At 61.9% G+C, this 24,523-nt stretch carries 21 protein-coding genes, 2 tRNA genes and 1 pseudogene; 16 read left to right on the top strand and 8 right to left on the bottom strand.

The annotated features are described in order from the left end of the window. Positions 1-17: 17 nt before the first annotated feature. The 3 genes from AC3WOG_RS12940 (at position 18) to AC3WOG_RS12930 (ending at position 3,509) form a co-directional block, all read left to right on the top strand. Complete coding sequence (locus AC3WOG_RS12940; RefSeq protein ID WP_492578362.1) at positions 18-1,262, top strand: ribulose-bisphosphate carboxylase large subunit family protein; 1,245 nt, start codon at positions 18-20, stop codon at positions 1,260-1,262. Beyond that, complete coding sequence (gene oiaK, locus AC3WOG_RS12935) at positions 1,259-2,644, top strand: 3-oxo-isoapionate kinase OiaK (RefSeq protein WP_492578361.1); 1,386 nt, start codon at positions 1,259-1,261, stop codon at positions 2,642-2,644. The genes AC3WOG_RS12940 and oiaK overlap by 4 nt, the downstream gene beginning before the upstream one ends. Before the next feature lie 157 nt (positions 2,645-2,801). Beyond that, the gene (locus tag AC3WOG_RS12930) at positions 2,802-3,509 is read left to right on the top strand and encodes a transcriptional regulator NanR (protein WP_492578360.1); all 708 of its coding nucleotides are present in this window, start codon (positions 2,802-2,804) and stop codon (positions 3,507-3,509) included. Positions 3,510-3,685: 176 nt separating this feature from the next. On the opposite strand, the gene AC3WOG_RS12925 is transcribed toward AC3WOG_RS12930, so the two are convergent. Further along, positions 3,686-4,480, bottom strand: a complete 795-nt coding sequence (locus AC3WOG_RS12925; RefSeq protein ID WP_492578359.1) for a phage integrase central domain-containing protein — start codon at positions 4,478-4,480, stop codon at positions 3,686-3,688. Positions 4,481-4,483: 3 nt separating this feature from the next. On the opposite strand from AC3WOG_RS12925, the gene AC3WOG_RS12920 reads away from it, so the two are divergent. The 4 genes from AC3WOG_RS12920 (at position 4,484) to AC3WOG_RS12905 (ending at position 8,571) form a co-directional block, all read left to right on the top strand. Beyond that, entirely contained in the window at positions 4,484-4,612 is a 129-nt protein-coding gene (locus AC3WOG_RS12920) for a hypothetical protein (protein WP_492578358.1), read from the top strand. Positions 4,613-4,897: 285 nt separating this feature from the next. Next, positions 4,898-6,025 carry a type IV toxin-antitoxin system AbiEi family antitoxin gene (locus tag AC3WOG_RS12915; RefSeq protein WP_492578357.1) on the top strand — a complete coding sequence of 376 codons (1,128 nt, stop codon included), beginning with the start codon at positions 4,898-4,900 and terminating at the stop codon, positions 6,023-6,025. Next, positions 6,006-6,869: a nucleotidyl transferase AbiEii/AbiGii toxin family protein gene (locus AC3WOG_RS12910; RefSeq protein WP_492578356.1), complete on the top strand. Its 864-nt coding sequence runs from the start codon at positions 6,006-6,008 to the stop codon at positions 6,867-6,869. Before AC3WOG_RS12915 ends, AC3WOG_RS12910 begins: the two co-directional genes overlap by 20 nt. A 511-nt stretch (positions 6,870-7,380) precedes the next feature. Next, positions 7,381-8,571, top strand: a complete 1,191-nt coding sequence (locus AC3WOG_RS12905) for a porin (RefSeq protein WP_492578355.1) — start codon at positions 7,381-7,383, stop codon at positions 8,569-8,571. On the opposite strand, the gene AC3WOG_RS12900 is transcribed toward AC3WOG_RS12905, so the two are convergent. Both AC3WOG_RS12900 and AC3WOG_RS12895 read right to left on the bottom strand, forming a co-directional pair. Next, entirely contained in the window at positions 8,532-9,104 is a 573-nt protein-coding gene (locus tag AC3WOG_RS12900) for a GNAT family N-acetyltransferase (protein WP_492578354.1), read from the bottom strand. The genes AC3WOG_RS12905 and AC3WOG_RS12900 overlap by 40 nt on opposite strands. A gap of 21 nt (positions 9,105-9,125) precedes the next feature. After that, complete coding sequence (locus AC3WOG_RS12895) at positions 9,126-10,190, bottom strand: MsnO8 family LLM class oxidoreductase (RefSeq protein ID WP_492578353.1); 1,065 nt, start codon at positions 10,188-10,190, stop codon at positions 9,126-9,128. Positions 10,191-10,597: 407 nt separating this feature from the next. On the opposite strand from AC3WOG_RS12895, the gene AC3WOG_RS12890 reads away from it, so the two are divergent. The 7 genes from AC3WOG_RS12890 (at position 10,598) to AC3WOG_RS12860 (ending at position 18,836) form a co-directional block, all read left to right on the top strand. Then, the gene (locus AC3WOG_RS12890) at positions 10,598-11,881 is read left to right on the top strand and encodes an NtaA/DmoA family FMN-dependent monooxygenase (protein WP_492578352.1); all 1,284 of its coding nucleotides are present in this window, start codon (positions 10,598-10,600) and stop codon (positions 11,879-11,881) included. A 10-nt stretch (positions 11,882-11,891) separates the two neighbouring features. Then, positions 11,892-12,917 (top strand): succinylglutamate desuccinylase/aspartoacylase family protein, encoded by a 1,026-nt coding sequence (locus tag AC3WOG_RS12885; RefSeq protein WP_492578351.1) that lies wholly within the window; start codon positions 11,892-11,894, stop codon positions 12,915-12,917. A 185-nt stretch (positions 12,918-13,102) separates the two neighbouring features. Continuing rightward, positions 13,103-13,654, top strand: a complete 552-nt coding sequence (locus AC3WOG_RS12880) for a GNAT family N-acetyltransferase (RefSeq protein ID WP_492578350.1) — start codon at positions 13,103-13,105, stop codon at positions 13,652-13,654. Between the two features lie 30 nt (positions 13,655-13,684). Next, positions 13,685-14,626: an ABC transporter substrate-binding protein gene (locus AC3WOG_RS12875; protein ID WP_492578349.1), complete on the top strand. Its 942-nt coding sequence runs from the start codon at positions 13,685-13,687 to the stop codon at positions 14,624-14,626. 77 nt (positions 14,627-14,703) lie between these two features. Beyond that, positions 14,704-16,026, top strand: a complete 1,323-nt coding sequence (locus tag AC3WOG_RS12870) for an LLM class flavin-dependent oxidoreductase (protein WP_492578348.1) — start codon at positions 14,704-14,706, stop codon at positions 16,024-16,026. A gap of 29 nt (positions 16,027-16,055) precedes the next feature. Then, the gene (locus AC3WOG_RS12865; RefSeq protein WP_492578347.1) at positions 16,056-17,879 is read left to right on the top strand and encodes an amino acid ABC transporter permease/ATP-binding protein; all 1,824 of its coding nucleotides are present in this window, start codon (positions 16,056-16,058) and stop codon (positions 17,877-17,879) included. 21 nt (positions 17,880-17,900) lie between these two features. Next, the gene (locus AC3WOG_RS12860) at positions 17,901-18,836 is read left to right on the top strand and encodes an ABC transporter substrate-binding protein (protein ID WP_492578346.1); all 936 of its coding nucleotides are present in this window, start codon (positions 17,901-17,903) and stop codon (positions 18,834-18,836) included. 99 nt (positions 18,837-18,935) lie between these two features. Here AC3WOG_RS12860 and AC3WOG_RS12855 read toward each other — a convergent pair whose 3' ends face one another. The 5 genes and pseudogenes from AC3WOG_RS12855 to AC3WOG_RS12835 all read right to left on the bottom strand — a co-directional run bounded on the left by AC3WOG_RS12855 (position 18,936) and on the right by AC3WOG_RS12835 (position 20,659). After that, positions 18,936-19,475, bottom strand: a complete 540-nt coding sequence (locus tag AC3WOG_RS12855; protein WP_492578345.1) for a tyrosine-type recombinase/integrase — start codon at positions 19,473-19,475, stop codon at positions 18,936-18,938. Positions 19,476-19,578: 103 nt separating this feature from the next. Beyond that, on the bottom strand, positions 19,579-19,845 hold the full coding sequence (locus tag AC3WOG_RS12850; protein ID WP_492578344.1) for a phage integrase central domain-containing protein: 267 nt from the start codon (positions 19,843-19,845) through the stop codon (positions 19,579-19,581). Between the two features lie 48 nt (positions 19,846-19,893). Next, a pseudogene (locus AC3WOG_RS12845) lies at positions 19,894-19,962 on the bottom strand (hypothetical protein); the annotation flags it as partial. Between the two features lie 298 nt (positions 19,963-20,260). Then, positions 20,261-20,347: transfer RNA gene (locus AC3WOG_RS12840), tRNA-Leu, on the bottom strand. A gap of 225 nt (positions 20,348-20,572) precedes the next feature. Then, positions 20,573-20,659 (bottom strand) — tRNA-Leu (locus AC3WOG_RS12835). A gap of 304 nt (positions 20,660-20,963) precedes the next feature. Between AC3WOG_RS12835 and rnr the strand changes: the two genes are divergently transcribed. Further along, complete coding sequence (rnr, locus tag AC3WOG_RS12830; protein WP_492578343.1) at positions 20,964-23,471, top strand: ribonuclease R; 2,508 nt, start codon at positions 20,964-20,966, stop codon at positions 23,469-23,471. Positions 23,472-23,644: 173 nt separating this feature from the next. Next, positions 23,645-24,388 (top strand): 23S rRNA (guanosine(2251)-2'-O)-methyltransferase RlmB, encoded by a 744-nt coding sequence (rlmB, locus tag AC3WOG_RS12825; protein WP_492578342.1) that lies wholly within the window; start codon positions 23,645-23,647, stop codon positions 24,386-24,388. Positions 24,389-24,523: the final 135 nt, after the last annotated feature.

The following is a 24,523-nucleotide window of genomic DNA, read 5'->3' as shown; positions in this document are numbered from 1 at the left end:
GAATGGGAACTTATATCGTGAGCGAACGTATCCACGCCACTTACTGGCTCGAAACGGGCGACGATCCACAACGCGCCGCGGACGTGATTGCCGGCGAGCAGTCGAGCGGCACCTTCGTCGCGCTGCCCAACGAGACGCCGGAACTGAAGGCTCGCTCGGGCGCGCGTGTCGAGCGCCTCACCGTGCTGGAGACGGCCGGCGCGCCGAGCCTGCCCGGCGGAATCGCGTCGGACACCTACACGCGCTGCGCGCTCGAACTGTCGTGGCCGATCGAGAACATCGGTCCGTCCTTGCCGAATCTGATGTCCACGATTGCGGGCAATCTGTTCGAGTTGCGACAGGTATCGGGGCTTCGCCTGACCGGGCTCGAATTGCCGCCGTCGTTCGCGGCGGCCTACCCGGGGCCGGCGTTCGGTATCGAAGGCACACGGCGGTTGAGCGGCGTGACCCACGGGCCGTTGATCGGCACGATCATCAAACCGAGTGTCGGCCTGTCGGCCGCGGAGACTGCGCAGCAGGTACGTGAACTCGTCGCGGGTGGCATCGACTTCATCAAGGACGACGAGCTGCAGGCGGATGGTCCGCATTGTCCGTTCGACGAGCGTGTGCGGGCGGTGATGCGCGTGGTCAACCAGGAGGCGGATCGCACTGGCAAGAAGGCCATGGTCGCGTTCAATCTGACGGGCGACCTGGATCAGATGCGTCGTCGCCACGATCTCGTGCTGGCCGAGGGCGGGACGTGCGTGATGGCGGTGCTGAACTCAGTCGGCCTCGTCGGCCTGCACGAATTGCGTCGCCACGCGCAATTGCCGATTCACGCGCATCGCGCCGGCTGGGGGGCTCTGTCGCGCTGCCCGGAGCTCGGCTGGGACTACGCACCGTGGCAAATGATCTGGCGTCTTGCCGGTGCCGACCATCTGCATGTGAACGGGCTGCGCAACAAGTTCAGCGAAGCCGATGACAGCGTGATCGCCGCCGCGCGGGCGGTACTCGCGCCGGTGATGCCCGAAGCGCCGATGCCGGCGATGCCGGTATTCAGTTCGGGGCAGACCGGGTTGCAGGCGGCGCAGACGTATGCGGCGATCGGCTGTGCCGACCTGATTCACACAGCCGGTGGCGGCATTTTCGGTCACCCGGGCGGCGTGGCGGCAGGCGTCGAGGCGTTGCGCGAGGCATGGGTCGCGGCCATCGAAGGTGTGCCGCTGAAGCAGCACGCCGCGCGGCATCCCGCGCTGCGCGCCGCCCTGGAGTTCTGGAAATGAACGCGACGAGCGAGGCAACGTGGCCCGATGGGCTGCTGCTCGCCTATTACGGCGATGACTTCACGGGATCGACGGACGCGATGGAAGCCATGGCGGCCGCCGGCGTACCGACGGTGCTCTGTCTGCAAAAGCCCACGCGCGAGTTGCTGGCGCGTTTTCCAGAGGTTCGATGCGTGGGCATGGCCGGCTCTTCGCGTGGACGTTCGAGCGCCTGGATGGACGACGAACTGCCGGAAGCATTCGCAAGCCTTGCCGCGCTCGGCGCGCCGATCCTGCAATACAAGGTTTGCTCGACTTTCGATTCGTCCCCGGAGGTCGGGTCGATCGGTCGCGCCATCGACATCGGCGTGAAGCATATGCCGGGAAGCTGGTCGCCGATGCTGGTCGGCGCGCCGCGCCTGAAGCGTTATCAGATGTTCGGCAACCTGTTCGCCGCGGTCGATGGTGTCGGCTACAGACTCGACCGGCATCCGACGATGTCACGGCATCCCGTCACGCCGATGAGCGAGGCCGATCTTCGCCTGCATCTCGCGAGGCAGACAGCGCGCCGCATCGAACTGATCGACATGATCCAGCTTCGCGGCAGCGATGTGGACGTTCGGGTCCGTGCACTGAGTGCAACTGAGACGCCGGTTGCGCTAATCGACGTGCTCGACGAAGAGACGCTGGCGGCGGCGGGCCGTCTGGTCTGGGAGCAGCGTGGTGAGGGGGTTTTTACGGCGTCGTCATCGGGCCTGCAATACGCGCTTGCGGCTTACTGGCGGGCGAGCGGCCTGTTACCGCCGGCGCCGTCGCTACCGGTCGCCGGCCCCGTGCAGGCGATTGCTGCAGTAAGCGGCAGTTGTTCGCCGGTGACGGGCGCGCAGATCGGCTGGGCGCGCGCTCACGGTTTTCACACGGAACGCCTGGATTTGCGCAGGGCGTTCGACCCGCGCGACGGCGATGCGGAGATTGAACGCGTCGTGACGGCGGCCGGACAGGCGTTGACTCGCGGGGGCAGCACGATCGTGCATAGCGCCGAAGGGCCGGACGATCCGGCGGTAACCGGCTTCGACGCCGTCGCGTCGTCAGCAGGGCTTACGCGCCACGACGCAGCGCGCAAGGTCGGGCGCGCATTGGCGGAGGTGATGCGGCGGCTGCTCGATCGCTTTGATTTACCGCGCGTAGTGGTCGCGGGTGGCGACAGCTCGGGCGAAGTGGCGAGCACACTCGCTATCGATGCGCTGAGCGTCGTGGCAGGGCTTGCGCCAGGCGCCCCTCTGTGTCGCGCATGGTCCGCCGAGCCGCGGCGCGATGGTCTGCAAGTCGTGCTGAAAGGCGGCCAACTGGGCGATGCGGCATTCTTCGGCGCAGTCAGGGAAGGGCGGGTGTCGGCGGCGTGACGGATGGATGCGGCGTGGATACGCGTCGAAACAGCGAGCGGTTGCGGTGCGGCCAGCGGTCTTGCCGTGTCACGGTCACCGCAAGCCTCGTACGCTTCCATCTGTTGGGTAGTCCGTGGTAAGGTCATTACACCACTTGGTTTTACGCGGACATGTCATGGCTGAGATCATTCAGCGCCGAAAGCTATATCAGGAAGTTGTCGACCGACTCATGGAGCGTATCCGTTCGGGCGAAATTGCGCCTGGCGCCCAGCTTCCATCGGAGCGGGAGTTGATGGAAATTTACGGAGTAGGCAGGCCGGCTATCCGCGAAGCGCTGCAAACGCTGGAGCGCTCCGGCATCGTCGAGATCGTCCATGGTGAGCGGGCGAGGGTCGTCGTTCCTACAGCAGACCGGCTGATCGCGCAGATCGCCGGCGGCGCGATGCATCTGCTGCGCAGTCATCCCGACATGCTGGTCCACCTGAAAGAGGCGCGCGTCTTTCTCGAGATGGGTACTGCGCGTATGGCGGCGGAGCGGGCAACCGAGGAAGACGTCGCCCGGCTGCAACTCAGTGTCGCCCGGCATCGCGCTTCAATGGTCAATCTCGAGGAGTTTATCGAACGGGACATGGCGTTTCATCGCGAGATCGCGCTGATAAGCGGCAATCCAATTTTCCCGTCGATTGTCGAATCGCTGTTTCGCTGGGCGGGAGAGTACTACCGGCCGCTAGTGCGCGCGCCGGGCGCCGAAGAATTAACGTTGTCGGAGCATCAGCGAATCGTCGACGCGATCGCGAAACATGATGGCGACGGCGCGGCTGAAGCGATGCGTGCGCATTTGAATCGCGCAAACGAGTTGTATCGAACTCTCAGCCGCACGTAGCCAAGTCTATCGTTGGCCTGCCTGTTATGAGAGGAAGAGGCCGGCTCAGGAAAGGGGCCTCTGTTCCAGATTACAGCGCCGCGGATAATCGACACTCTTTCCACTTCTGGTTCGACTGTCCGCTAGTGCTCCGCGAGCGGACGATTGTGTGGTCAAGTTCATTGAAGAGCGAGCCCTCAAGAAGATGTGTGTGCGGCCATCACCGGATTGTCCGTCTGTGTGCGCCACGCAAGAAGCAGATCGGCCGTCACCTCGTCGAGACCTACTAACGGTTTGAATACGACATCCGAGAGCCCGACCCGCTCGGCCGATTGCGGCACGAGCCCAACGCCCAGTCCCGCACCGACCAATGCAAGAATTGAATACGTCTGCGTGAGATGCTGCGTGTGCGCGACGGTCACGCCCATTCCATGCGATACCCTGGTGATCAGACCGTAGAAATACACGCCCTCGACGGGCGGATAGGTAATGAAGTTCTCGCCGGTCAGATCCTGCTGCACGAGCGTGTCGCGTGCGACCAGGGGATGCGCGCCGGCACCGCCGCGCATACCGATCGGCGCAACCAGGTCTGAAGTGACGCCGGTACTGGCCTCGCGGGTAATGGGCGACTTGTAGGCATCGATAGCACGAACGAGCGGAGCGATGTCCGCCGGCTTGGTGATCGCCGGTATATGGCCTTTCTTGTGGCGTGGCACCACGCCGCGGAGTGTCAAGGCGGCGCCATCCTCGCGCAGTCCGTTCTGGACGGCGTACGTCACAATGCCGCCGACATACTGCCGTGCTTTGGTCACGAGGTTGGGCGCGTGGGAGGCGATCGCTTCGAGTACGGGCTTGACCTCTGGCGTGGCAAGCGTTGAGATGGGCTTGTTGCGGAGCGCGGGAGTCAGATATTCGCGTACAACGAACTCCGCCTTGCGGTAGGTTTCGTCTGCCCATTCCTTGCGTTTGAAGTCGAGCCAGCGCTGGGCCACGAGATGGAAGGCGCCTTCGGCGGCGCGTTTGCGGGCGATGGACCCAGCCCGGCGATGTTCGACCGGATCGATGCCTTCGCGTACAAGATTGCGCGCGGCAGTGGCCGACCGTCGCGCATCAACGAGCCGTGATATCGGGGTAGGGGCCGAGGCTGAGGAAGTTCTCCTTGCCCGTGCCCGGGCGGCGATAGCGGAAACAGCCAGGTTTTGCTTCCGTCCGGCCAGATGCGCAAGGCCAGCCCATTCCCATCCGCGAGAAGCTGGATCGACGTTACAGTGATGATTGTTTCAGGCTACGGTTCCCCAGCGCCCGGACGTGGCGCGGGAATGTCAGGGGTGTTCAGATTTGGCTGACGTTCATAAAGTATGAACAAGTTAAAAAGTTGAACGTCTCGCGCCGGTCGTTCATAATGCTGCATGTTCACGATTTCTGAACAACTGAAAATTATGAACGACGACGATCCGTACGGCCTTCCGGACTTTGATCGCCCGACCGAAGCCTTGCTTGGTCAGCTCATCAGCGCCGCAACTCGGCGCAGCCGCGTTCCATTGAGTGTTATCGACTTTCGTCCGGCTGGACGAGGCGATGGTTTGGCCGACGAGGGAAAGCTGACGCTCGATGTGAACGGCACGGTCCAGCAATACACGCTTGCAGCCCGAGGCCGGATAAGGTCGCGGGCAGAAGTGGGAGCCCTCGTGGTGAAGAACCGCACCGCGACCTTTCCAGTCCTGTTGGCCACTGCCTATTTGACACTCGCGTTAGCGGACGAGTGCGTCGAGCACGACCTGCAGTTCATCGATATGGCCGGCAATCTGTACGTGCATGCGCCTGGCCAGTACATGCTTGTAACCGGCAGGCCGGCTGATCCCGAGATCAGGCGTCTGGCATCGAGAGCGGGGAAGCCCGCCATCTCCGCGAGCGCCTCTGCGCTCAGGATGACTTTTGTATTGTTATCTGCTCCAGAGTTGCTTAACCGTCCATACCGGGAAATTGCGGTAGCGGCGGGTGTGGCGCTTGGCACCGTTGGCAGTGTGCTGGACGACCTGCGTGAGCGCGGCTTGCTGGCGGGCATAGACGACCGGCGATTGCTCGACCCTGCAGCGCTCAGGGAAGAGTGGGCGATCAACTATCCGCTTCGCCTGCTGCCGAAGCTCAACGTGCAAAGGTTCGCAGTAGGCGATCCATCATGGTGGCAGCATGCCGAGCTTCCCGCAGGGCAGGCGTGGTGGGGCGGCGAGGTCGCTGCTGCAAAGCTGACCGGGCAGCTTCGGCCGGCCGCGCAAACGCTCTATGTCGAACCCACGGCAAGACCGGCTGTGACAATGGCACTCGCGAAGCGTCACCGCTTGCGTGCCGATCCCGCCGGCACGCTGGAAGTCATCGATGCCTTCTGGCATCTCGACGAGGCACGGGCGGAAAGAGCGACGGCGCCACCTTTGCTCGTGTACGCAGATTTGCAGCGTACGAGGGAGCCCCGTAATGCGGAGGCCGCAGTGTTGATTCGCAACCAGATGGAGCAGGCGGATGACGCCAGTCCATCTTAAGACGCCGCTGCCGGAAGGAAAGCAGGTTCTGCTGACCGTCATGGATCGCGTGGCGCGGCTGACGAACCTGCGGTACTTCGTTGTCGGTGCGACGGCGCGCGACATCCTGATGTATCACCTCCACGGATTCCCTCTCAACCGCGCCAGTCCCGACATTGATTTCGCCATGGCCATCGAGGACTGGACAGTGTTTGAGGCGCTCAGGGCAGCGCTTCTTCAGGAGCCGGGTTTCCGGCCGGACGCGAAAGTCTTGCATCGGCTTCACTATGCGCCAGCCGTCGGAGATGGCTTTCCGGTTGATCTGGTTCCGTTCGGCGGCGTCGAGATCTCTCCCGCGCAAGTGGCGTGGCCGCCGGACATGGCAATTGTGATGAACGTGGCGGGCTACGCTGAAGCGCTGGATAGTGCGGTGGCCGTGTGCATCGCGGATCACTGCGAGATCCCCGTTGCCTCGATACCCGGTCTCGTGATGACGAAATTGATCGCGTGGCTGGACCGTGGGCAGTCCAATCCGAAAGACGCGGTGGACTTCCGGTATCTGCTGGAAAACTATGCTGCTGCAGGCAATGTCGACAGGCTGTATGGGGAAGAGTTGCCATTGCTGGCTGCGTGCGAGTATGTGTTCGAGCGCGCCGGTCCGAGATTGCTGGGTTTGGATATTGCGTCTATCGCTTCCGCGGAAAGCAAGCAGCAGATCGTCGGCATTCTGGCTGATCCCGAACTGCATGATCGGCTGGTGATGCATATGCTGCGGGGCGAGTCTCACTACGGCGACGCGGTAGGGGAGATTGAGAACCGGCTTGCTGAATTCAGGATTGGACTGATGGATTGGCCCGGGCCGTAATTTCCTGACTGTACCCGAGGGAGAATCGTTGCAACGGGGTGGAAGCGCTATGTCGCGACGGACGGGCATATGCCAGCCTGCGCTTCGTAGTCTGGTGCCGGGAGTAACTCCACTTAACTGAACTTCGGGCGACCCTGGTTGCCCGCCTGCGTGAGATGCACCATTGAGTTTTGGGTAGGTGGCAGAAGCCGCGAGTAGTGCGCTGTTTTGGTGACGGGTTCAAGCTCATGTGTCCGCGAAGTACAGTTTTCGCACTAGCGCGTGTTTCGACGTGCGGGTGTCGACAGATGGTGCTTTCGCATTGCGACATCTGCAATGTTTCGCCGGCGGTCTCAATTTCGGGAACAATCGAAAAAGTATCGCGACGGAAATTCAATTGTTCGTTTGGCTGAATTTCAAATGCCGGGATTCATGCGTAGCAAACCCGATTTTGATGCTTCTATCATTTCGTTTGTCGAACTAACATCGGACCCCTTTCCACCGATGATATCCAACACGACAAGGGGTAACGATGAAAAGAGTCGCTCTCGCCAGCGCCGCAGGCCTGTTTGCAGTTGCACCGCTCGCCGCTCAGGCACAAAGCACGGTCACGTTGTACGGGCTCGTGGACGCGGGCATTGCCTACACGAACAACCAGAAGGGGGCGAGCAACTTCCAGCAGACGAGCGGCAAGCTCAGCGGCAGCCGATGGGGTCTCAAAGGCAGCGAGGACCTGGGTGACGGATTGAAGGCTGTTTTTACCATTGAGGGCGGTTTCCGTCCCAACGACGGCACGCTGGGCCAGGGCGGCCGCGAGTTCGGGCGGCAGGCGTTCGTCGGCATCCAGAAAACGGGCATCGGCACGCTGACGTTCGGGCGCCAGTACGAGCCGCTCGCCGATCTGGCAGCACAGTACGCTGGTTCCGGTTTCTGGTCGCCGTCTACACATGTTGGCGATAACGACAATCTGAACCAGACTTTCCGCGTGAATAACGCCGTGAAGTTCCGCAGCGATACGATCGCTGGATTTACTGTGGACGGCCTGTACGCGTTCAGCAATCAGGCGAACGGCGGCAGCGGAACAGGGTTCGGTAACAACCGCGCGTGGGGCATATCGGCGAACTACGTGAACGGACCGCTGTCCGTCGGCGGCGGCTACGTCGTGTTGAATCATCCGGATACGACGTCGAACACGAGCGGTGCGGTCGGCGGCGCATCGACGACGTCAGGCGACGACTACAGCGGGGCGTTTTTCTACGGGTTGAACGGCGGCGTGCTGCGTCAGCAGATCGCCGTGGCAGGCACCAATTACGCATTTGGCCGCGCGACGGTCGGTTTCGCGTGGAGCCACACGCAGCTCGACTACAACGACGGTTCGTCGCGCAAGTTCAACAACTACGACCTGAATGCGCGCTACCTGTTCACATCCGCGCTGACGTTGATCGGCGTCTACACTTATACGGACGGCCGCGCGACCAATCTGCCGGGAACCAATAGCGCGAATCTGAAGCCGCGTTGGCATCAGTTCACGCTGGGTGTCGACTATGCACTGTCGAAGCGCACCGATCTGTATCTGTCCGGGGTGTATCAGCTTGCCGCAGGCGATGCGTCGACGCGGGTCGGCTCGGGTTACCGCACGATCGCGGCGATTGCCGATGCCGGCACCGCCTCGTCTACGAATCGTCAGGTGGCGGTGTTTTCAGGCCTGCGCGTGAAGTTCTGATCGGACAGATCGCGGTAGATATCCGGAACAAGAATCTTGCTTAGCCAGACGAGCGGCGTACCCAGCGTATTGATGGAGTGGCGAAATGGCTGGTAGCCACGGCGCTCGTATACGTTCCTCAGCCAGGGATGCTCGACCGCCGTCGCAAGATAGGCGGCGGGCGCCTTGATCTGCGAGCGCAGGAATTCGGTTTCGACGTGATCCAGCAGTGCGCTGCCCACGCCCTGCCGCTTGTAGCGTTCAGAAACGGCAAACCAGTGGATGAAGGGATACGGCGGCGCATGTTTGTCGTGAGACAGCCACGGAAATCGTACCGTCAGTGTGGCGACGATCTCCGTCTCCGCATGGGGCGAATGCGTGCGTTCCAGCACGAATGTCGACTCGCGCAGAATCTTTTCGCGGACCTGTTCGAACGGCGTGCGAGTGATCGTGAAGTGAATACCCTGTTGCGCGAGCGGCGCATGCGACTGTTGAAGCAGACGATAAAGTGCCGGTGCATCGTCGGCGGTGGCTACGCGGACTGAGTCTTTCATCGTTGATTGGCTGGAATCGTTTCAGTCGCGCGTTGCTTCAGCGGCGTACGACGCTTCGCCGCGCAGGAGCCCGCGTGCCAGCAAACGCACTGAGGTGAGACGCTGCGCGGCGTCCGTCACCGGATTGTCGACAATGAATTCGTCGACGCCATGGCGGTGTTGCAGTTCGCCGAGCGCGTCATGGACAGCGTCGGGTGTGCCATGCACGATGTGCGTTTCACGCTCTTCGATGCGATGGGCGCCACCGCCCGCCTGACGAACGAACGCTTCGGCCTGGGCAATGCTGCCCACTGTCACCGGCTGTTGATCCCCGACCTGCACACGAAAGCGCTGGGTGTTCGATGCGAGCCGTGCTGCTTCGGCAGCGGTTTCCGCTGCGATCACGGCGATGGCCAACAATGGCTTGCGCCCGTTCGACGCCACGCGATAGCGCTCGAAAGCGCGCTCGATCTCGTCCGGCGCGCCGTTGATGTGAGCGGCATAGACGAAGTCCCAGCCAAGCCGGGCCGCGAGCGCCGCGCTATCGATGCTTGCTCCGAGCAGGAACGGACGCGCGGGTGACGACGGCAGCGGCGTCGCCCGCAGAACGGAACTGAACTGTTCCTCGTCGTCGACAGCGCCGTGTTCGCGATTCTCGGCGAGATCACGGACGAGATAGCGGTCCAGTTCGAATGCGAGCGACGCGAAATCCGGTTTGTGCGCATGGTCGTGCGTCGATTGCAGCGCGCGCGTCGAAAGCGGCAACCCACCAGGCGCCTTCCCGATGCCGAGATCAACACGCCCGGGTGCAAGCGAGGCCAGAAGATTGAAATTTTCCGCGACCTTGTACGGACTGTAATGCTGCAGCATCACGCCGCCCGAACCGATACGTATGCGACTTGTGCGTGCAAGGATATAAGCGATCAGGATTTCAGGCGAAGGGCAGGCTAGCTGACTCGTGTTGTGGTGCTCAGCCAGCCAATAGCGCCGGTATCCCCACGCTTCGGCGTGACGCGCCAGGTCGACACTGCGCGTCAGTGCCTGGGTCGGTGTCTCGCCCTGTGCGATAGGGCTCTTGTCCAGCAGGCTTAAGGCGTAGGTGGTCATTGGAATTTCTGGAAGTACAACATGTGTCGGGCTCGCGCGGCCTGGTGAGCCGATATCTGATTAGTATGGCGATAGTATTTCTCCGCGAACGGCACGGTCAAACAATCAAGAAGAATAAGTAAAGGCAAAAAGATTTGTTCAACGCGGCCACGCGAACAGATGTTTAGTGGAGCCAACGTCGATACACTCGGGAGCCATACCCGGTAACGCTATTTTTCGTGCGAGTCACGTAAAACGGAAGACTCTTCGACTTTTCGGTTCGGTTATCGGCAACTCCGTTCGTCTTTGGAAAACAATCTCATGCATGATCGAATGAACCCGCCTGTTCGCGGACAGTGCGCGGCAATGAGCGGTACAGGCAACGAGACGTTGCATCCTGGCGTAATGAGGTGCGGCTGATGCGCGCCGTGAAACGAAGGAGACTGAAGACGCTCGTCGGTGCGGGCGGTGTGCTGTTCGCAAACGAAGACACCGACCGGCGGCGCGGGGCGAAACGGGCGGCCGATCTGGCTCGCAAGGCGGAGGCCGCGAAGATTACGGGGCTCTTCACAGCCGATCTTCTCCAGGCTGATCCCGAAGGATTGTCGGGCGGCGCCGGCAGCCAGGAGCCGATCGTGGCGCTGGCGGGCCTGAGTCAGGTGACCGCGGATATCGGGCTCGTTGCGACCATCTCGACGACGTACCACCATCCGTACAATATCGCGCGCATGATCGGAACGCTGGATCATCTGAGTGGCGGGCGTGCCGCATGGAATGCGGTGACGTCGTCCGTCGGCGAGGAGAACTTCGGGGACTCCGCGCTACCCGATCCTGCAAGACGTTATGCGCGCGCCACCGAATTTATCGAAGTCGTGAATGCGCTGTTCGATGCGAACGACACGACGGCGGCCCGGCGCACCGGGAACGGCACGGTCGCCGTCGATCCTCGCAAGCTGAAGCGCATCGACTATCTCGGCGAGCATTTCCAGGTACAAGGGCCGCTCAACGTTCCGCCGCCGCCGCAGCGCCGGCCTGTGCAATTTCAGGCCGGCCAGTCGAAGGAGGGCGTCACGCTCGGTGCGCGCTATGCTGAAGTCGTCTACACCTCGCAACCCACGCTGGCCGACGCGGACGCGTTCGTCACCGGGTTGCGTCGTCAGGCTATCGAACTGGGCCGCGTGGACGGCGGCCCGTTGATCATGAACTCTTTTCACTCGGTGATTGGTGAGTCGGATAGGGACGTCGCGCGCCGTTTGCGCGAGAAGCACGAGCGCATCGATTTCCGCCAGGGGCACCTGAAGCTCTCAGACATGCTCGGAGGTGAACTCGACCTGAGCGATTTGCCTCTCGATGAGCCGCTGCCGGGCCATCTGCTTCCGGACGTCGGGAACGTCAATCGGCGGCGCGGTCGCGTGGAGATTTTTCGCCGATACGCGTTGCAAGGCATGACGCTTCGAGAATTGATCATCCAGGCGCAGGAGACGGGACACTGGTTCGTAGCCGGGACACCCGAGCGCCTCGCGGATGCGATCGAGGAACGTTACCGCGCCGGCCTGCTGGACGTCGTCTCGCTGCACGGACTCGGGCAGCCGGATCAGGAAGATCTGCTTCTGAATGGCCTGCTGCCGGAACTGCGCAAGCGCAATCTGCTCGACACGGATTACGTAGGCGGCGACTTCCGGTCCAACCTCGAGTTGCCCGCACTGCCATAGGATCTGCCCCATGCGCCTGAATCCGATCGTCAGCGAAATCGACTTCGATGCGCCTGGCCGGCACACCGGTTATCTGCGTCTTCCGCACTCAGTGCATCGTTCCGCATACGGCTGGCTGCCACTACCCGTTGTCTCGATACGAAATGGAAGCGGGCCTGTCGTGCTGGTGATGGCAGGCAATCACGGCGACGAATTCGAAGGGCAAATTCTCGCCTCGCAACTCACGCGCGAGATTGATCCCGCCCATGTAACAGGGCAAATCATCGTGCTGCCGGCTGCCAATGCACCCGCAGTGGAACAGGGGTTACGGACGTCTCCGATAGACGATGGCAACCTCAATCGCGCGTTTCCTGGCGACCCGCGAGGGTCGCCCACGCAGATCATCGCGCACTACATCGAGCACGAACTGCTCGCGCGTGCCGACTACCTGATCGATCTGCACTCGGGCGGCAGTTCGCTGCTTTATCACGGCAACAACATGCTTGCGATCGAGCCTCACGATGAAGCCGAGAAGGCGCGGCTGGTCGATTTACTGAATGCATTCGGCTTGCCGAACGCATTCATTCATCGCGAGAATCCTGTACATGCGGCGGCAGCGGCGCGTCGTCAAGGCGCGGTATCCATCACGACTGAACTGGGCGGTGCGGGAACGGTCAACCCCGCGTTGATTCGTGAGGCGCGACAAGGGTTGCTGCATTTTCTCGGCCACGTCGGCGCGCTGCATGGGCCGCTCGTGCCGGCATTGCCACCTGCGAGCACGCGTTTCAGACGAGTCGGTGGCCCGCGCCACTACGTCTATGCCTACGACAGCGGCGTTTATGAGCCGCTTGTCGAACTGGGCGAACGCGTGAGTCATGGACAACCCGCTGCGCGAATTCATTTTCCCGATGCGCCATGGCGCGAACCTGTGATCCGCCATTTCGACAGTGACGGAGAAGTGGTCTGCAAACGCGTTCCCGCGCTGGTCCGAAGAGGCGATTGCCTGTTTCATCTTGCCGAAGATGACGCGGCGTTCGCCGGGGCGCCTGTGCGGTGATGATGTCCCATTGAAGAATACGACGCGCCGATAACGTAAAAAGATGCGCGAGCAGTCGAACAGATAACGAAAAACGTTCGCCACGGCGGCACCATATTCATATACCAATTGCTTGTTTAGTCGCCGAACGATTGCGCGCTATCGTATGTACTCCAGAAGACAAGCCGGTAAGCCGGTCGATCATCATGAGTTTTAGTGTTGTCGATTCCACTCCGCTCGATCCGCTCGCCGGACCTTTGCTGAGCGCATTACAGCGTGAGTACGCCACACGCTATGCATCGTTTCACAAGGATAACGGCGAGTCGGCGGCGCGGGAAATCGCGCGGTACCCGGCACAGGCATTTGCGCCGCCGGAGGGCGCATTCATTCTGCTGATGCGGGACGGCGAGGCGATCGGGGGCGGCGCGTTCAAGCGCTACGACGCACGCACCGCCGAACTCAAGCGTGTCTGGACGCGCGACGATGTGCGCCGGCAGGGTCTCGCACGCCGCGTCGTGCATGAACTCGAACAGCGCGCGCTCGCTCAGGGCTACACCCGCGTTTATCTGACGACAGGCTTCCGGCAACCCGAAGCGTGGGCGTTGTACACGAATGCCGGCTACGCCAGCCTGTTCGACACGTCGTTGCCGCCCGAGGTGCATGTTCATTTGCGCTACGGAAAGGATCTCCTCGATCCGGGCCGGATCGATACCCTCGACGATCTTCGCGCGAAAGAATCCGACCTCGCAACCCGATAACCCCCTGCAATTCCCATAGAGAAAATGACAATGAGACTGCGCGCGCATCTTGCATCGTTTGTATTGGCGAGTGTGACTGGCTTGACGGCCGGCATTGCTCCAGCCCTCGCGGCGGCGCCGGGCTTCGATCTGAGTCCGGCGCAACAGAGCCGGATTCGCGGCACGCAGGACCCGGCGGCCATCAAGGCCATACCTTCGAACTTCGCCTTCGTCGGTAAGAATGCATTGACGGTGGGCATCGTCGTTGCTCACCCGCCGATCAGCACCTACGCGAACGATGCGAAGACGGTAGTCGGATTCGACCCGGATCTCGCGCAACTGATTGCGGACAGTCTTGGCAAGCAACTCGACCTCGTGATTCTCGCGTGGCCGGACTGGCCGCTGGCGCTCGCGTCGGGCAAGGTCGACGTGGTGATTTCCAACGTCACGGTGACGGAAGAGCGCAAGGCGAAGTTCGACTTCTCGACCTACCGGCAGGATCAACTCGGCTTCTATGTGAGAACTGACAGCCCGATCAGGCAAATCACGGAGCCGAAGGACGTTGCGGGTCTGCGGGTCATCACCGACGCCGGAACCAATCAGGAAAAGATCCTGCTGGAGTGGGACCGGCAGAACGTCGCGCATGGACTCAAGCCCGTTTCCGTGCAGTACTACGACGACGATGCGGTGAAGTCCGTCGCGCTGCAGTCGGGACGCGCGGACGCAATTTTCAGCGTCAACGCGGTGCTTGCCTACGATGCAGCGAGGCAAGGCAAGACGCGCCAGGTCGGCACGTTGAGCGGCGGCTGGCCGCGCACGGCGGAGGTTGCAGTGACGTCCCGCAAGGGCAGCGGTCTTGCCGACGCGTTCACCGTCGCGCTGAACGACATCATCCAGAACGGACAGTATCGTTCGGTGCTCGCGCGCTGGCATCTCGAGTCTGAGGCGATCGGGAAGGCGGTGACCAATCCGCCGGGTTTACCGAAGTCGTGACGTACCGAGCGGTTTTCTCGCGAGCGCAAACGCATCACCCGCTTCAATCTTTTTCTTCCTGTCTGACGAACGACATCATGAGCAACAAGCACATCCCATTCGGCATCATGCTGCAAGGTGCCGGCAGCCACATGAATGCCTGGAAGCACCCAGCGGGCCCCGTAAATGCCAGCGTCAATCTGGATTTCATGATCAGGACGGCGCAAAAAGCCGAAGCCAACGGCATTGCGTTTGCATTCGTCGCGGACGGGCTCTACATCAATGAGAAATCGATTCCGCACTTCCTGAACCGCTTCGAGCCTATTTCGATCCTGTCGGCGCTCGCTACCGTTACTTCGAAGATCGGTCTGGCGGGCACGGTTTCAACGTCGTATAGCGACCCGTTCACAGTGGCACGTCAGTTCGCGTCGCTCGATCTGATCAGCGGCGGCCGCGCCGGTTGGAACGTGGTCACGACGCCACTCGAAGGCACCGCGAGGAATTACGGGGGATCGCATCCGGAACACGCGTTGCGTTATGAAATCGCGGACGAGTACCTGAGCGTCACACAAGGGCTGTGGGACAGTTGGGATGACGATGCATTCGTGCGCGACCGCGAGCGTGGGGTGTTTTTCGATCGCGACAAGCTGCATGTGCTGAATCACGAGGGCAAGTTCTTTCAGGTAGCGGGGCCGCTCAACATCCAGCGTTCGCCGCAAGGGCAGCCTGTGATATTCCAGGCCGGTTCGTCGGATGCGGGCATCGAATTGGCGGGTAAATACGCCGATGCGGTGTTCACGCATTCGGTATCGGTCGAAGAGACGCGGGTGTTCGCGCAGCGTGTCAAGGACAGCGCCGAGGCGCATGGGCGCAGCCGCGATGATGTGAAGATCTTCCCCGGTATCGGCCCGATTGTCGGTGCCACGCATGAAGAAGCCGAAGCCAGGTACCGGGTAATTCGCGATCTGCTCAATATCGATGAAGCGCTCGCCTATCTGGGCCGCTTTTTCGATCATCACGACTTTACGCAATACCCGCTCGACGCACCATTTCCCGAACTCGGCGATCTCGGCAGAAACAGCTTTCGCTCGACGACCGACCGCATCAAGGCCAATGCGCGTAACAAAGGGCAAACCTTGCGCGAGGTAGCGCTTGAAGTCGCCACGCCGAAGACGCATTTCCTCGGAACGGCGGAACATGTGGTCGATGAACTCGTTGGCTGGATAGACGCAGGTGCCGCCGACGGATTCATTCTCGGCTTTGCGGTGCAGGCCCAGGGTCTCGATGATTTTGTCCACTACGTGATTCCTGAGCTGCAGCGGCGCGGCCGCTACGAGACAACGCTCGCGGGTGCGACGCTGCGTGACCATCTTGGTTTGCCGCGTAAGGAAAGCCGCCATGCGCTCGCCGAGCCTGCATAAACAGACACGAAACAGACACGGTGCGAACGATGAACGAAACCATTGAAGTCGCCGTACAGGCGTCGGGCTCCGGGCAAGAAGAATTGCGACGGGATCGAAGCCGATGTCGCGTCGTGCCTGCGAAGCATCGCGCGCGCACGGCCGGCGCGGTCGTCGCGGCGATCCTGATCGCGCTCGTGCTCGACTCCGTGCTTGCCAATCCGCGCTGGGGCTGGGGCGTTTTTGCCGAATGGTTTCTGTCGGAACCGGTGCTGTCGGGGCTGGGACGGACACTGCTGCTGACGGCGCTGGGCGCGTCGATTGGTTTCGCGCTCGGTATGCTTATCGCGCTGGCCAGAGTCTCGCGTTCCCCGCTCCTGGCAGGCAGCGCGTGGGTTTTCGTGTGGTTGTTCCGCTCGACTCCGCTCATCGTGTTGCTGCTGATCCTGAACAACCTCGGCTATCTGTACGAAACCATCAGTATCGGCATTCCCTTTACTGGCATCACGTTTGCAAACTGGCCGACCATCGAGGTCATCAGTCCTTTCTGCGCGGCCGTTCTCGGTCTGACGCTCAATCACGCCGCTTTTTCGGCGGAAGTGATTCGAGGCGGCATTCTTTCCGTCGATCAGGGGCAGCTCGAAGCGGCCGCCGCGTTGGGACTGCCGCGGCTTCGCCAGGCGCGGCGCATCGTGCTGCCGCAGGCAATGCGGGCCATCGTGCCGACCGCGTTCAACGATCTCATCACACTGGCGAAGGGTTCCGCAATGGTCTACGTGCTGGCCATGCCCGAACTGTTCTATACGGTGCAGATCATCTATCGGCGCAATCTTGAAGTCATCCCGCTGCTGATGGTGGCGACCGTGTGGTATCTGATCATTCTCACTGTGCTTTCAGCGATCCAGGTCTACGTCGAACGTCATTTCTCGCGTGGGGCAACGCGCAGCACGACGCCGTCCCTATCCGATGATTTCGTCAAAGCGCTGCCAGGGTTCGTGCGACGTCGGCTCTGGCGTCGGGATGAAATCGCATCGTCCGGCGATTCTCGATTCGCCGCCGCGCCGGCCGGGCCGACGGTCGCCAGCGATGCGAATCTGTGGACCGGTCAGCGCAAAGGCGGCGAGGTCGTCATTCAGAACGTGTCGAAGAGTTTCGGCACACTGAAGGTGCTCGAGAACATCTCGCTCACCATGAGCCCCGGCAGTGTGACGGTGATCCTCGGTCAATCCGGCTCCGGCAAGTCGACGTTGTTGCGCACGATCAATCACCTCGAACGGGTCGACGACGGCTTTATCGACATCGACGGTGAGCTGATCGGATACCGCCGCGAAGGCATGACGCTGTACGAGCTGAAGGAGAGGGATGTGCTACGGCGTCGCGTGGATGTCGGCATGGTCTTTCAGAACTTCAATCTCTTCCCGCATCTGAACGTGTTGCAAAACATCGTCGAGGCGCCGGTCGCGCTTGGCCGGTTGCCACGCAAGGAAGCAGAGCAACTCGCGCATGGTCTGCTAGCGCGCGTCGGGTTGGAGAATAAGGCGGATGCGTGGCCGCGGCAATTGTCGGGCGGCCAGCAGCAGCGGGTCGCCATTGCTCGCGCATTGGCGTTGAGGCCGAAAGTGCTGCTGTTCGACGAACCGACATCCGCTCTCGATCCCGAACTAGTGAACGAAGTGCTCGACGTCATCAAGGAGCTTGCGCGCTCCGGCACCACGATGGTGATCGTCACGCACGAGATCGGCTTTGCGCGGGAAGTGGCCGACACCATCGTGTTCATGGATCGTGGCCGGGTGATCGAAGTCGGGCCGCCGGCGAACGTGCTGAACGCGCCACAACATTCCCGCACGCGCGAATTTCTGTCCCGCGTGCTTTGACGACTCCATCTCCGTAACACGATGATCAACAGGCGTACATTCATTATGACCGGCCTCACGGCCGGGCTCGCGACGATCGGTGGTGGCGCTCATGCCGCGCAGACCGGCGTCGATCTCAGTCCGCAGCAGCCCGGGCGTATTCGTACCGGCAAGAACGAGCAGGCGATTGCGGCGATCGTAAATCGCTACCGGTTCGTCAGGGAAGGATTCCTGACGGTCGCTATCGCGCCGCATGGCCCGCCCACCGCAACCTATGCGACGGATGCGCGAACCGTCGTCGGTTCGGATGCGGACTATGCGCAGCTGATTGCCGACGCGTTGGGGCTCAAGCTCGACATCGTACCTATTGCATGGGCCGACTGGCCATTGGGGTTGAGTTCGGGGAAATACGACGCGGTCATCTCGAACGTCGGCGTAACGGAACAGCGCAAGGAGAAGTTCGACTTCACCACGTACCGTCAGGGTTTGCATGGTTTCTATGTGCGAACCGCCAGCCCGATACGCGGCATCGCGGAGCCGAAAGACATTGCGGGCCTGCGCGTGATCACCGGTTCGGGGACGATTCAGGAAAAGATCATCCTCGAATGGAACCGGCAGAACGTCGCGAAAGGTCTTAGACCTGTGGAGATCCAGTATTTCGACGACGACGCGGCAAGCCGCGTTGCGCTGCTCTCCGGTCGAGCGGACGTCGAGTTCAATCCTAACGCGCCGCTTGCCTACGACGCCGCGCGAACCGGTGCGATTCGCCAGGTGGGCACCGTGGATGCGGGCTGGCCCGCAAGAGCTGACGTTGCAGTTGCAACACGCAAAGGCAGCGGACTCGTCGACGGACTGACACTCGCGACCAATGGTGTGATCGCCAACGGCACTTACGCACGCTCGCTCGCGCGCTGGGGGATACAGGCCGAGGCGTTGAGCCGTTCCGAAAGCAATCCGCCGGGATTGCCAAAATTCTGAACCAGTTGCAATGAACTTCCGTTCCGTCCATGCGGCGCCCGCTGGCGCGTTCGTGATCACTAGATCAGCAAGCCCACGTTCTAGCGTCGCGTCAATCCATTATGTCGTCGTGCCGCGCTGAGGGTTCTCGACAGCAACTCGCGAATGTATGACGTTGACCCTTCGCCGAAAAGCTTCTTGCTGATCTGGGCCCATACCTGCCTTGAGCGCGTCGAGGTAGTCGGCGTACCACTGGATCATCGCTCGACGCTGCCTTAAATATTTTGCGTGGTTATAGTCGCCCGCGGTGCCTTCCTCAAGATGGGATAGCTGCGTTTCGACGTGGTCCTTCTGCCAGCCGTGTTCACGAAGGAGGGTGCTTGCAGTGTGACGGGTACCGTGGCCGACCATGCGCCCCTTGTAGCCTATCTTCAAGAAAACGAGATTGATCGTGTTTTCGCTGATGACTTCATGCTTCATGCCGATTCCAGGGAAAAGGTGCCGATGGCGGCCGGTCAGCTTCTCAAGCTCCCGGAGCGCCTTGACCAGTTGCGACGGAAGCGGGGTGACGTGGCTGCGCCTCATCTTGATTTTTTCTGCGGAGATCGTCCACAGCGGGCCGTCGAGATCGACCTCGGTCCATTCGGCGTATCGGACCATGCCCGGATGGCTCGCCGTCCAGATCGTCAGCCAGGCACCGACGTAGGCGATGAGGCGGCTCGTGGATTTGTCGAGCGCGCGCAGGAAATCGGGCAGTTCCGCTTCAAGGAGGTGGGGATATGGCTTGGCCTTGGGCGCCGCGCTTTTCGAAGCGCTCCTGGACGCGGGCGCAGTCTGCGCGCGTGATGTTCGTCAGCCTGCTCGAACCGAGCTCGGGCAGGATGTCCTTGTCCAGATACGTCCGGATCTTGTCCAGCGTCGAGGCTGAACGGCCCGCATCCTGTTTGCCCTTGTGCCAGAGTTCGGCTGCTGCCCGGAACGTGCCGTCGTCGCTGCTTTCAGCCTGTTGCCGGTCAACCCGCCGTTTCACGCGTGGATCGACTCCGTCGGCGACAGGTGCGCGATAAGACGCTGCCTGCAGCCTTGCCTTCTGGAGCGTAACGTCGGGATAGCGTCCCAGCGAGATGCGGGGTTGCTTGCCGTGCAGGCGGTAGCGGAAGTGCCAGAATTTGCCGCCTTTTGGCGTGACCCAAGGACAAGACTGTCGCCGTCGGCGACGCCGTAGGGCTTCGACCGCGGGCGGGCCGCTTCCACTTCACGAACGGTGAAGGGCATGGTGAGTACATTGTTTGATTTCGAACTTTCAATGTACTCAAAAACGTACTCATTCGACGTCGGCTTATCGTGGGACGCGAGCGCCTTTTAGGCGTCCCCAAAAACAAAAAGCCCGCAAAGCGGGCTTTTCATTAACATCAGATCCAGAAGCTGATCTGGATCTATTTTTCTGGTGCCCAGGAGAGGACTCGAACCTCCACGATGTTGCCACCGCTAGGACCTGAACCTAGTGCGTCTACCAATTCCGCCACCTGGGCACGTCTTCAAGCTAGACCGCTATTTTAACGGGATGATGCAGCGTGTCAATCCCCGCTTGCAAACATCGTTTCATCAAACCGCTCAGCCGTCCGTACAGCGAAGCAAACTCGCCAACCACCAACGACCCTCCTGCAAACCCGTGATCCGATCGTTATTAAGCGAACACCATCACAAGCCTTCACACAAAAAGTAAAGCCGCCCGTAGGCGGCTTTACTTTTGAATCTGGTGCCCAAGAGAGGACTCGAACCTCCACAGTGTTGCCACCGCTAGGACCTGAACCTAGTGCGTCTACCAATTTCGCCACCTGGGCAGGTGATGAACAGCAAAGAACGCCATTATAGCGACAGATTCAGGCCTGTCAAGCGTTTCTCGGAACTTGCTTAAACAGCGCGGCGGCCAGGCCGCACGCGCCTCACAGCGACTATTGACGGGCCGCGTGGCGCGCAAGACGGGTGTTAGAATGCCTCGCAGTAGTTCGTTGGCACGGTGCACACGCCCGTCGGACTCAGACTTGAACGAGCCGGACCCGAGCAGTCATTCCAGTGCAATCGCAAGTGCAACTTAAGCGCATCTCAAACGCTTCTTAAGCCGAGCCACATCGCCGACCGACGTCCATGCAACGAGAAAAAATCATCGACAAGCCCTTGAGCAAATTTCCGTATCCGATTCCAAGCCGCGAAGAAATCCTGGGCGTCCTGCGCACGAGTGAAGCGCCGCTTGCCGCGAACGACATCGCCGAAGCCTTGTCGATCAAGCGCCAGGAGCGCGAAGGATTTTTCAAGCGCCTCGGCGCCATGGAGCGCGACGGCCAGATCCGGCTCGATCAGCGCAATCTCTATCAGCTGACCCATCCGTCGAACTTCGTCGCCGGCCGTGTGCAAGGCCATCGCGACGGCTACGGTTTTCTCGTGCGCGATGACGGTCAGGACGATCTGTTCCTGCCGACCGGCGAGATGCAAAAGGTCATGCACAACGATCGCGTGCTTGCGCGCATCGTCGGCTATGACCGCCGCGGGCGTCCGGAAGGGCATATCGTCGAAGTCACCGATCGCGCCAACAAGCGCGTGATCGGGCGGCTGCTCAACGAGAATGGCGCGCTGATCGTCGCGCCCGAAGACAAGCGCATCGGTCACGACATTCTGATCACGCAGAACACCAAGAAGGCCAAGGTCGGCCAGGTGGTGGTGGTCGAGCTCACCGATTTCCCGAGCCGTCATTCGCAGCCGCTCGGCCGCGTGGTGGAAGTGCTGGGCGATATCGACGACCCGGGCATGGAAATCGAAATCGCGGTGCGCAAGTACGGTGTGCCGCACGAATTCAGCCAGGCCGCGCTCGACGAAGCCGCCAAGCTCCCCGACGAAGTCCGCCCTGTCGACGCGCGTCATCGCATCGATCTGCGCGACGTGCCGCTTGTCACGATCGACGGCGAAGACGCGCGCGACTTCGACGACGCCGTCTATTGCGAGCCGGTTCAGGTCGGTCGCGGCGAAGGCTTCCGCCTGATCGTCGCGATTGCCGACGTGTCGCATTACGTGCACCCGAAGAGCGGGCTCGACGCCGACGCGATCGAACGCAGCACCTCGGTGTATTTCCCGCGCCGCGTGATTCCGATGCTGCCGGAGAAACTGTCGAACGGGCTGTGCTCGCTCAATCCGCAAGTCGACCGTTGCGTGCTGGTGTGCGACATGATCATCACCGCGCGCGGCGAGGTGAAGGCGTATCAGTTCTATCCGGGCGTGATGCACTCGGTGGCGCGGCTGACCTACACGGAAGTGGCCGCGGTGTTGAAGAACACCAAGGGCCCTGAAGCCGCGCGCCGCGCGGCGTTGCTGCCGCAGCTGCAGAATCTGTACGGCGTGTACAAGTCGCTGTTCGCCGCGCGCCAGAAGCGCGGGGCGATCGATTTCGATACCACGGAAACGTACATCGTCTGCAATGCGCAGGGCAAGATCGAGCAGATCGTGCCGCGCACCCGCAACGACGCGCACAAGCTGATCGAGGAATGCATGCTGGCCGCGAACGTCTGCGCCGCCGACTTCCTCAAGCGCCACAAGCATCCGGGTCTGTACCGCGTGCATGCCGGGCCGACTGCCGAGAAGCTCGAAAACCTGCGCACTTTCCTGCGCGGCATGGGCCTTTCGCTCGGCGGCGGCGACACGCCGCACGCGAGCGATTACGCCGCGCTGATGGCGCAAATCCGCGAACGGCCCGACGCGCAGATGATGCAGACCATGCTGCTGCGGTCGATGCAGCAAGCCGTCTATAGCCCGGACAACATCGGCCACTTCGGTCTCGCGTACGAGGCGTATGCGCACTTCACGAGCCCGATTCGTCGCTATCCCGACTTGCTGACGCACCGCGCGATCTACGCGATCCTGCAAGGCCGCAAATATCAGCCGGAAGCGCCGCACGGCGTCGATTTGAATACGGCGCTGTCGCCGCGTGCCCGCGCGATGCAGCAGGCCGACGACGAGAAGCGCGGCCGCACGCGATCGAACAACGTTGCGATCTGGGAAGAGCTCGGTCTGCATTGCTCGGCCAACGAGCGGCGCGCGGACGAAGCCTCGCGCGATGTCGAAGCGTGGCTCAAGTGCTATTTCATGCGCGACAAGCTCGGCGAAGAGTATGGCGGCATGGTGAGCGGCGTGACGTCGTTCGGCATTTTCGTGCAGCTCGACGCGCTGTTCATCGAAGGCCTTGTGCACGTCACCGAACTGGGCTCGGACTACTTCCAGTACGACGAGATCAAGAACGAACTGCGCGGCGAGCGCACCGGTATTCGTTATCGCCTGTCGGATCGCGTGCGGGTGCAGGTGAGCCGCGTCGATCTCGATGCGCGCAAGATCGACTTCCGTCTCGTGCGCGACACGCCGATCAAGTCGCCGACGAGTCGTCCGGCGCCGGCCGACAAGGTCTCCGGCGAAAACGGCGGCGCGCGCGTGCGTTCGTTGCCGCCGGTCGAAGCTGGGGCGGGTGGCGCGGCAGGCGCGGGTGGGCGGCGCAAGAAGGCCGCGCCGGCACAAACCGCGGCCGTCAAGGAAGCGCGCGCAGCGCGCGGCGCGGCGAAGAAGCATGGCGCGCCGGCCAAATCGGCGTCGAAGCCGGCACGCAAGAAGCGCTGAAGTCGCATGGTGGTCGAACCGCGCGCATCGGGTACGTCGTCACGTACCGGTTGCGCGCGGTCTGCATTTCGTCTTACCCAGGTCGTACTCAGATCGTATTCAAGTCGCACCCAGGCTCGTATTCATCACAGCAGCGCGCGTTGAAGGCGCGCTCAATCAAAGGTTTTTCAGTCATGTCACGTCTCAAGGTTCTATACGGTTTCCACGCAGTGACCGCGCGTATGCGGCACGACGCGTCGACGGTCGAAGAGGTTTATTACGACGCGACGCGCAAAGACCGTCGCATGACCGAATTCCTGCATGCGGCGAAGGACGCCGGCGTGCGTCTGATCGCCGCCGACGAAACGCGTCTGTGGGGCCTCTCGCATACCGAGCGGCACCAGGGCGTGGTCGCGCGCGCGGGCGACATGCCGCTCGCGCAGAACCTTGCCGAACTGCTCGACGGCATCAACGGTTCGCCGCTGATCCTCGTGCTGGACGGCGTGACCGATCCGCATAATCTCGGCGCCTGCCTGCGCGTCGCCGACGCTGCCGGCGCGCACGCGGTGATCGCGCCGCGCGATCGCGCGGTGGGTTTGAACGCGACGGCTGCCAAGGTGGCGAGCGGCGCAGCCGATACCGTCCCGTACATCACGGTGACGAATCTGGCGCGCGCGTTGCGCGAATTGAAGGATGCGGGCGTCTGGGTGGTCGGCACGGCCGGCGAGGCGACCAGCAGCCTGTATGAGACGGAACTCGACGGTCCGGTCGCGCTGGTGATGGGCGCCGAAGGCGAGGGCATGCGGCGCCTCACGCGCGATACCTGCGACGTCGTCATGCAGATTCCGATGGCCGGTACGGTCGAAAGCCTGAACGTCTCGGTGGCGAGCGGCGTGTGTCTGTTCGAAGCGGTGCGTCAGCGGTCGGTGAAGAAGTAAGCTTAAGGGGCGTCGAACCGGCTTCGGCGCAAAGCCGCAGGCTCGACGTCCCAGCTTCGATCACCGTCCAGCACAAGGCTGCCCAGCCACCTCGCCGCGCGGTGCCTCAAACCCCGTCCGAACAGCGTTCCCCCG

The sequence above is a fragment of the Paraburkholderia sp. FW306-02-B genome, from assembly GCF_058782725.1.
The sequence above is the reverse complement of the archived record's forward strand: the minus strand, read 5'-3'. Positions and strand labels throughout refer to the sequence as shown.

Excerpts from the sequence above, each read along its gene's own strand:
- AC3WOG_RS12885 (WP_492578351.1), top strand. The coding sequence starts at position 11,892 with ATGCGCCTGAATCCGATCGTCAGCGAAATCGACTTCGATGCGCCTGGC.
- AC3WOG_RS12900 (WP_492578354.1), bottom strand. The coding sequence starts at position 9,104 with ATGAAAGACTCAGTCCGCGTAGCCACCGCCGACGATGCACCGGCACTT.
- AC3WOG_RS12860 (WP_492578346.1), top strand. The coding sequence starts at position 17,901 with ATGATCAACAGGCGTACATTCATTATGACCGGCCTCACGGCCGGGCTC.
- AC3WOG_RS12905 (WP_492578355.1), top strand. The coding sequence starts at position 7,381 with ATGAAAAGAGTCGCTCTCGCCAGCGCCGCAGGCCTGTTTGCAGTTGCA.
- AC3WOG_RS12920 (WP_492578358.1), top strand. The coding sequence starts at position 4,484 with ATGGAAGGCGCCTTCGGCGGCGCGTTTGCGGGCGATGGACCCAGCCCG.
- AC3WOG_RS12875 (WP_492578349.1), top strand. The coding sequence starts at position 13,685 with ATGAGACTGCGCGCGCATCTTGCATCGTTTGTATTGGCGAGTGTGACT.
- AC3WOG_RS12870 (WP_492578348.1), top strand. The coding sequence starts at position 14,704 with ATGAGCAACAAGCACATCCCATTCGGCATCATGCTGCAAGGTGCCGGC.
- rnr (WP_492578343.1), top strand. The coding sequence starts at position 20,964 with ATGCAACGAGAAAAAATCATCGACAAGCCCTTGAGCAAATTTCCGTAT.
- AC3WOG_RS12895 (WP_492578353.1), bottom strand. The coding sequence starts at position 10,190 with ATGACCACCTACGCCTTAAGCCTGCTGGACAAGAGCCCTATCGCACAG.
- oiaK (WP_492578361.1), top strand. The coding sequence starts at position 1,259 with ATGAACGCGACGAGCGAGGCAACGTGGCCCGATGGGCTGCTGCTCGCC.
- AC3WOG_RS12915 (WP_492578357.1), top strand. The coding sequence starts at position 4,898 with ATGTTCACGATTTCTGAACAACTGAAAATTATGAACGACGACGATCCG.
- AC3WOG_RS12865 (WP_492578347.1), top strand. The coding sequence starts at position 16,056 with ATGAACGAAACCATTGAAGTCGCCGTACAGGCGTCGGGCTCCGGGCAA.
- AC3WOG_RS12910 (WP_492578356.1), top strand. The coding sequence starts at position 6,006 with ATGACGCCAGTCCATCTTAAGACGCCGCTGCCGGAAGGAAAGCAGGTT.
- AC3WOG_RS12855 (WP_492578345.1), bottom strand. The coding sequence starts at position 19,475 with ATGGTCCGATACGCCGAATGGACCGAGGTCGATCTCGACGGCCCGCTG.
- AC3WOG_RS12930 (WP_492578360.1), top strand. The coding sequence starts at position 2,802 with ATGGCTGAGATCATTCAGCGCCGAAAGCTATATCAGGAAGTTGTCGAC.
- AC3WOG_RS12880 (WP_492578350.1), top strand. The coding sequence starts at position 13,103 with ATGAGTTTTAGTGTTGTCGATTCCACTCCGCTCGATCCGCTCGCCGGA.
- rlmB (WP_492578342.1), top strand. The coding sequence starts at position 23,645 with ATGTCACGTCTCAAGGTTCTATACGGTTTCCACGCAGTGACCGCGCGT.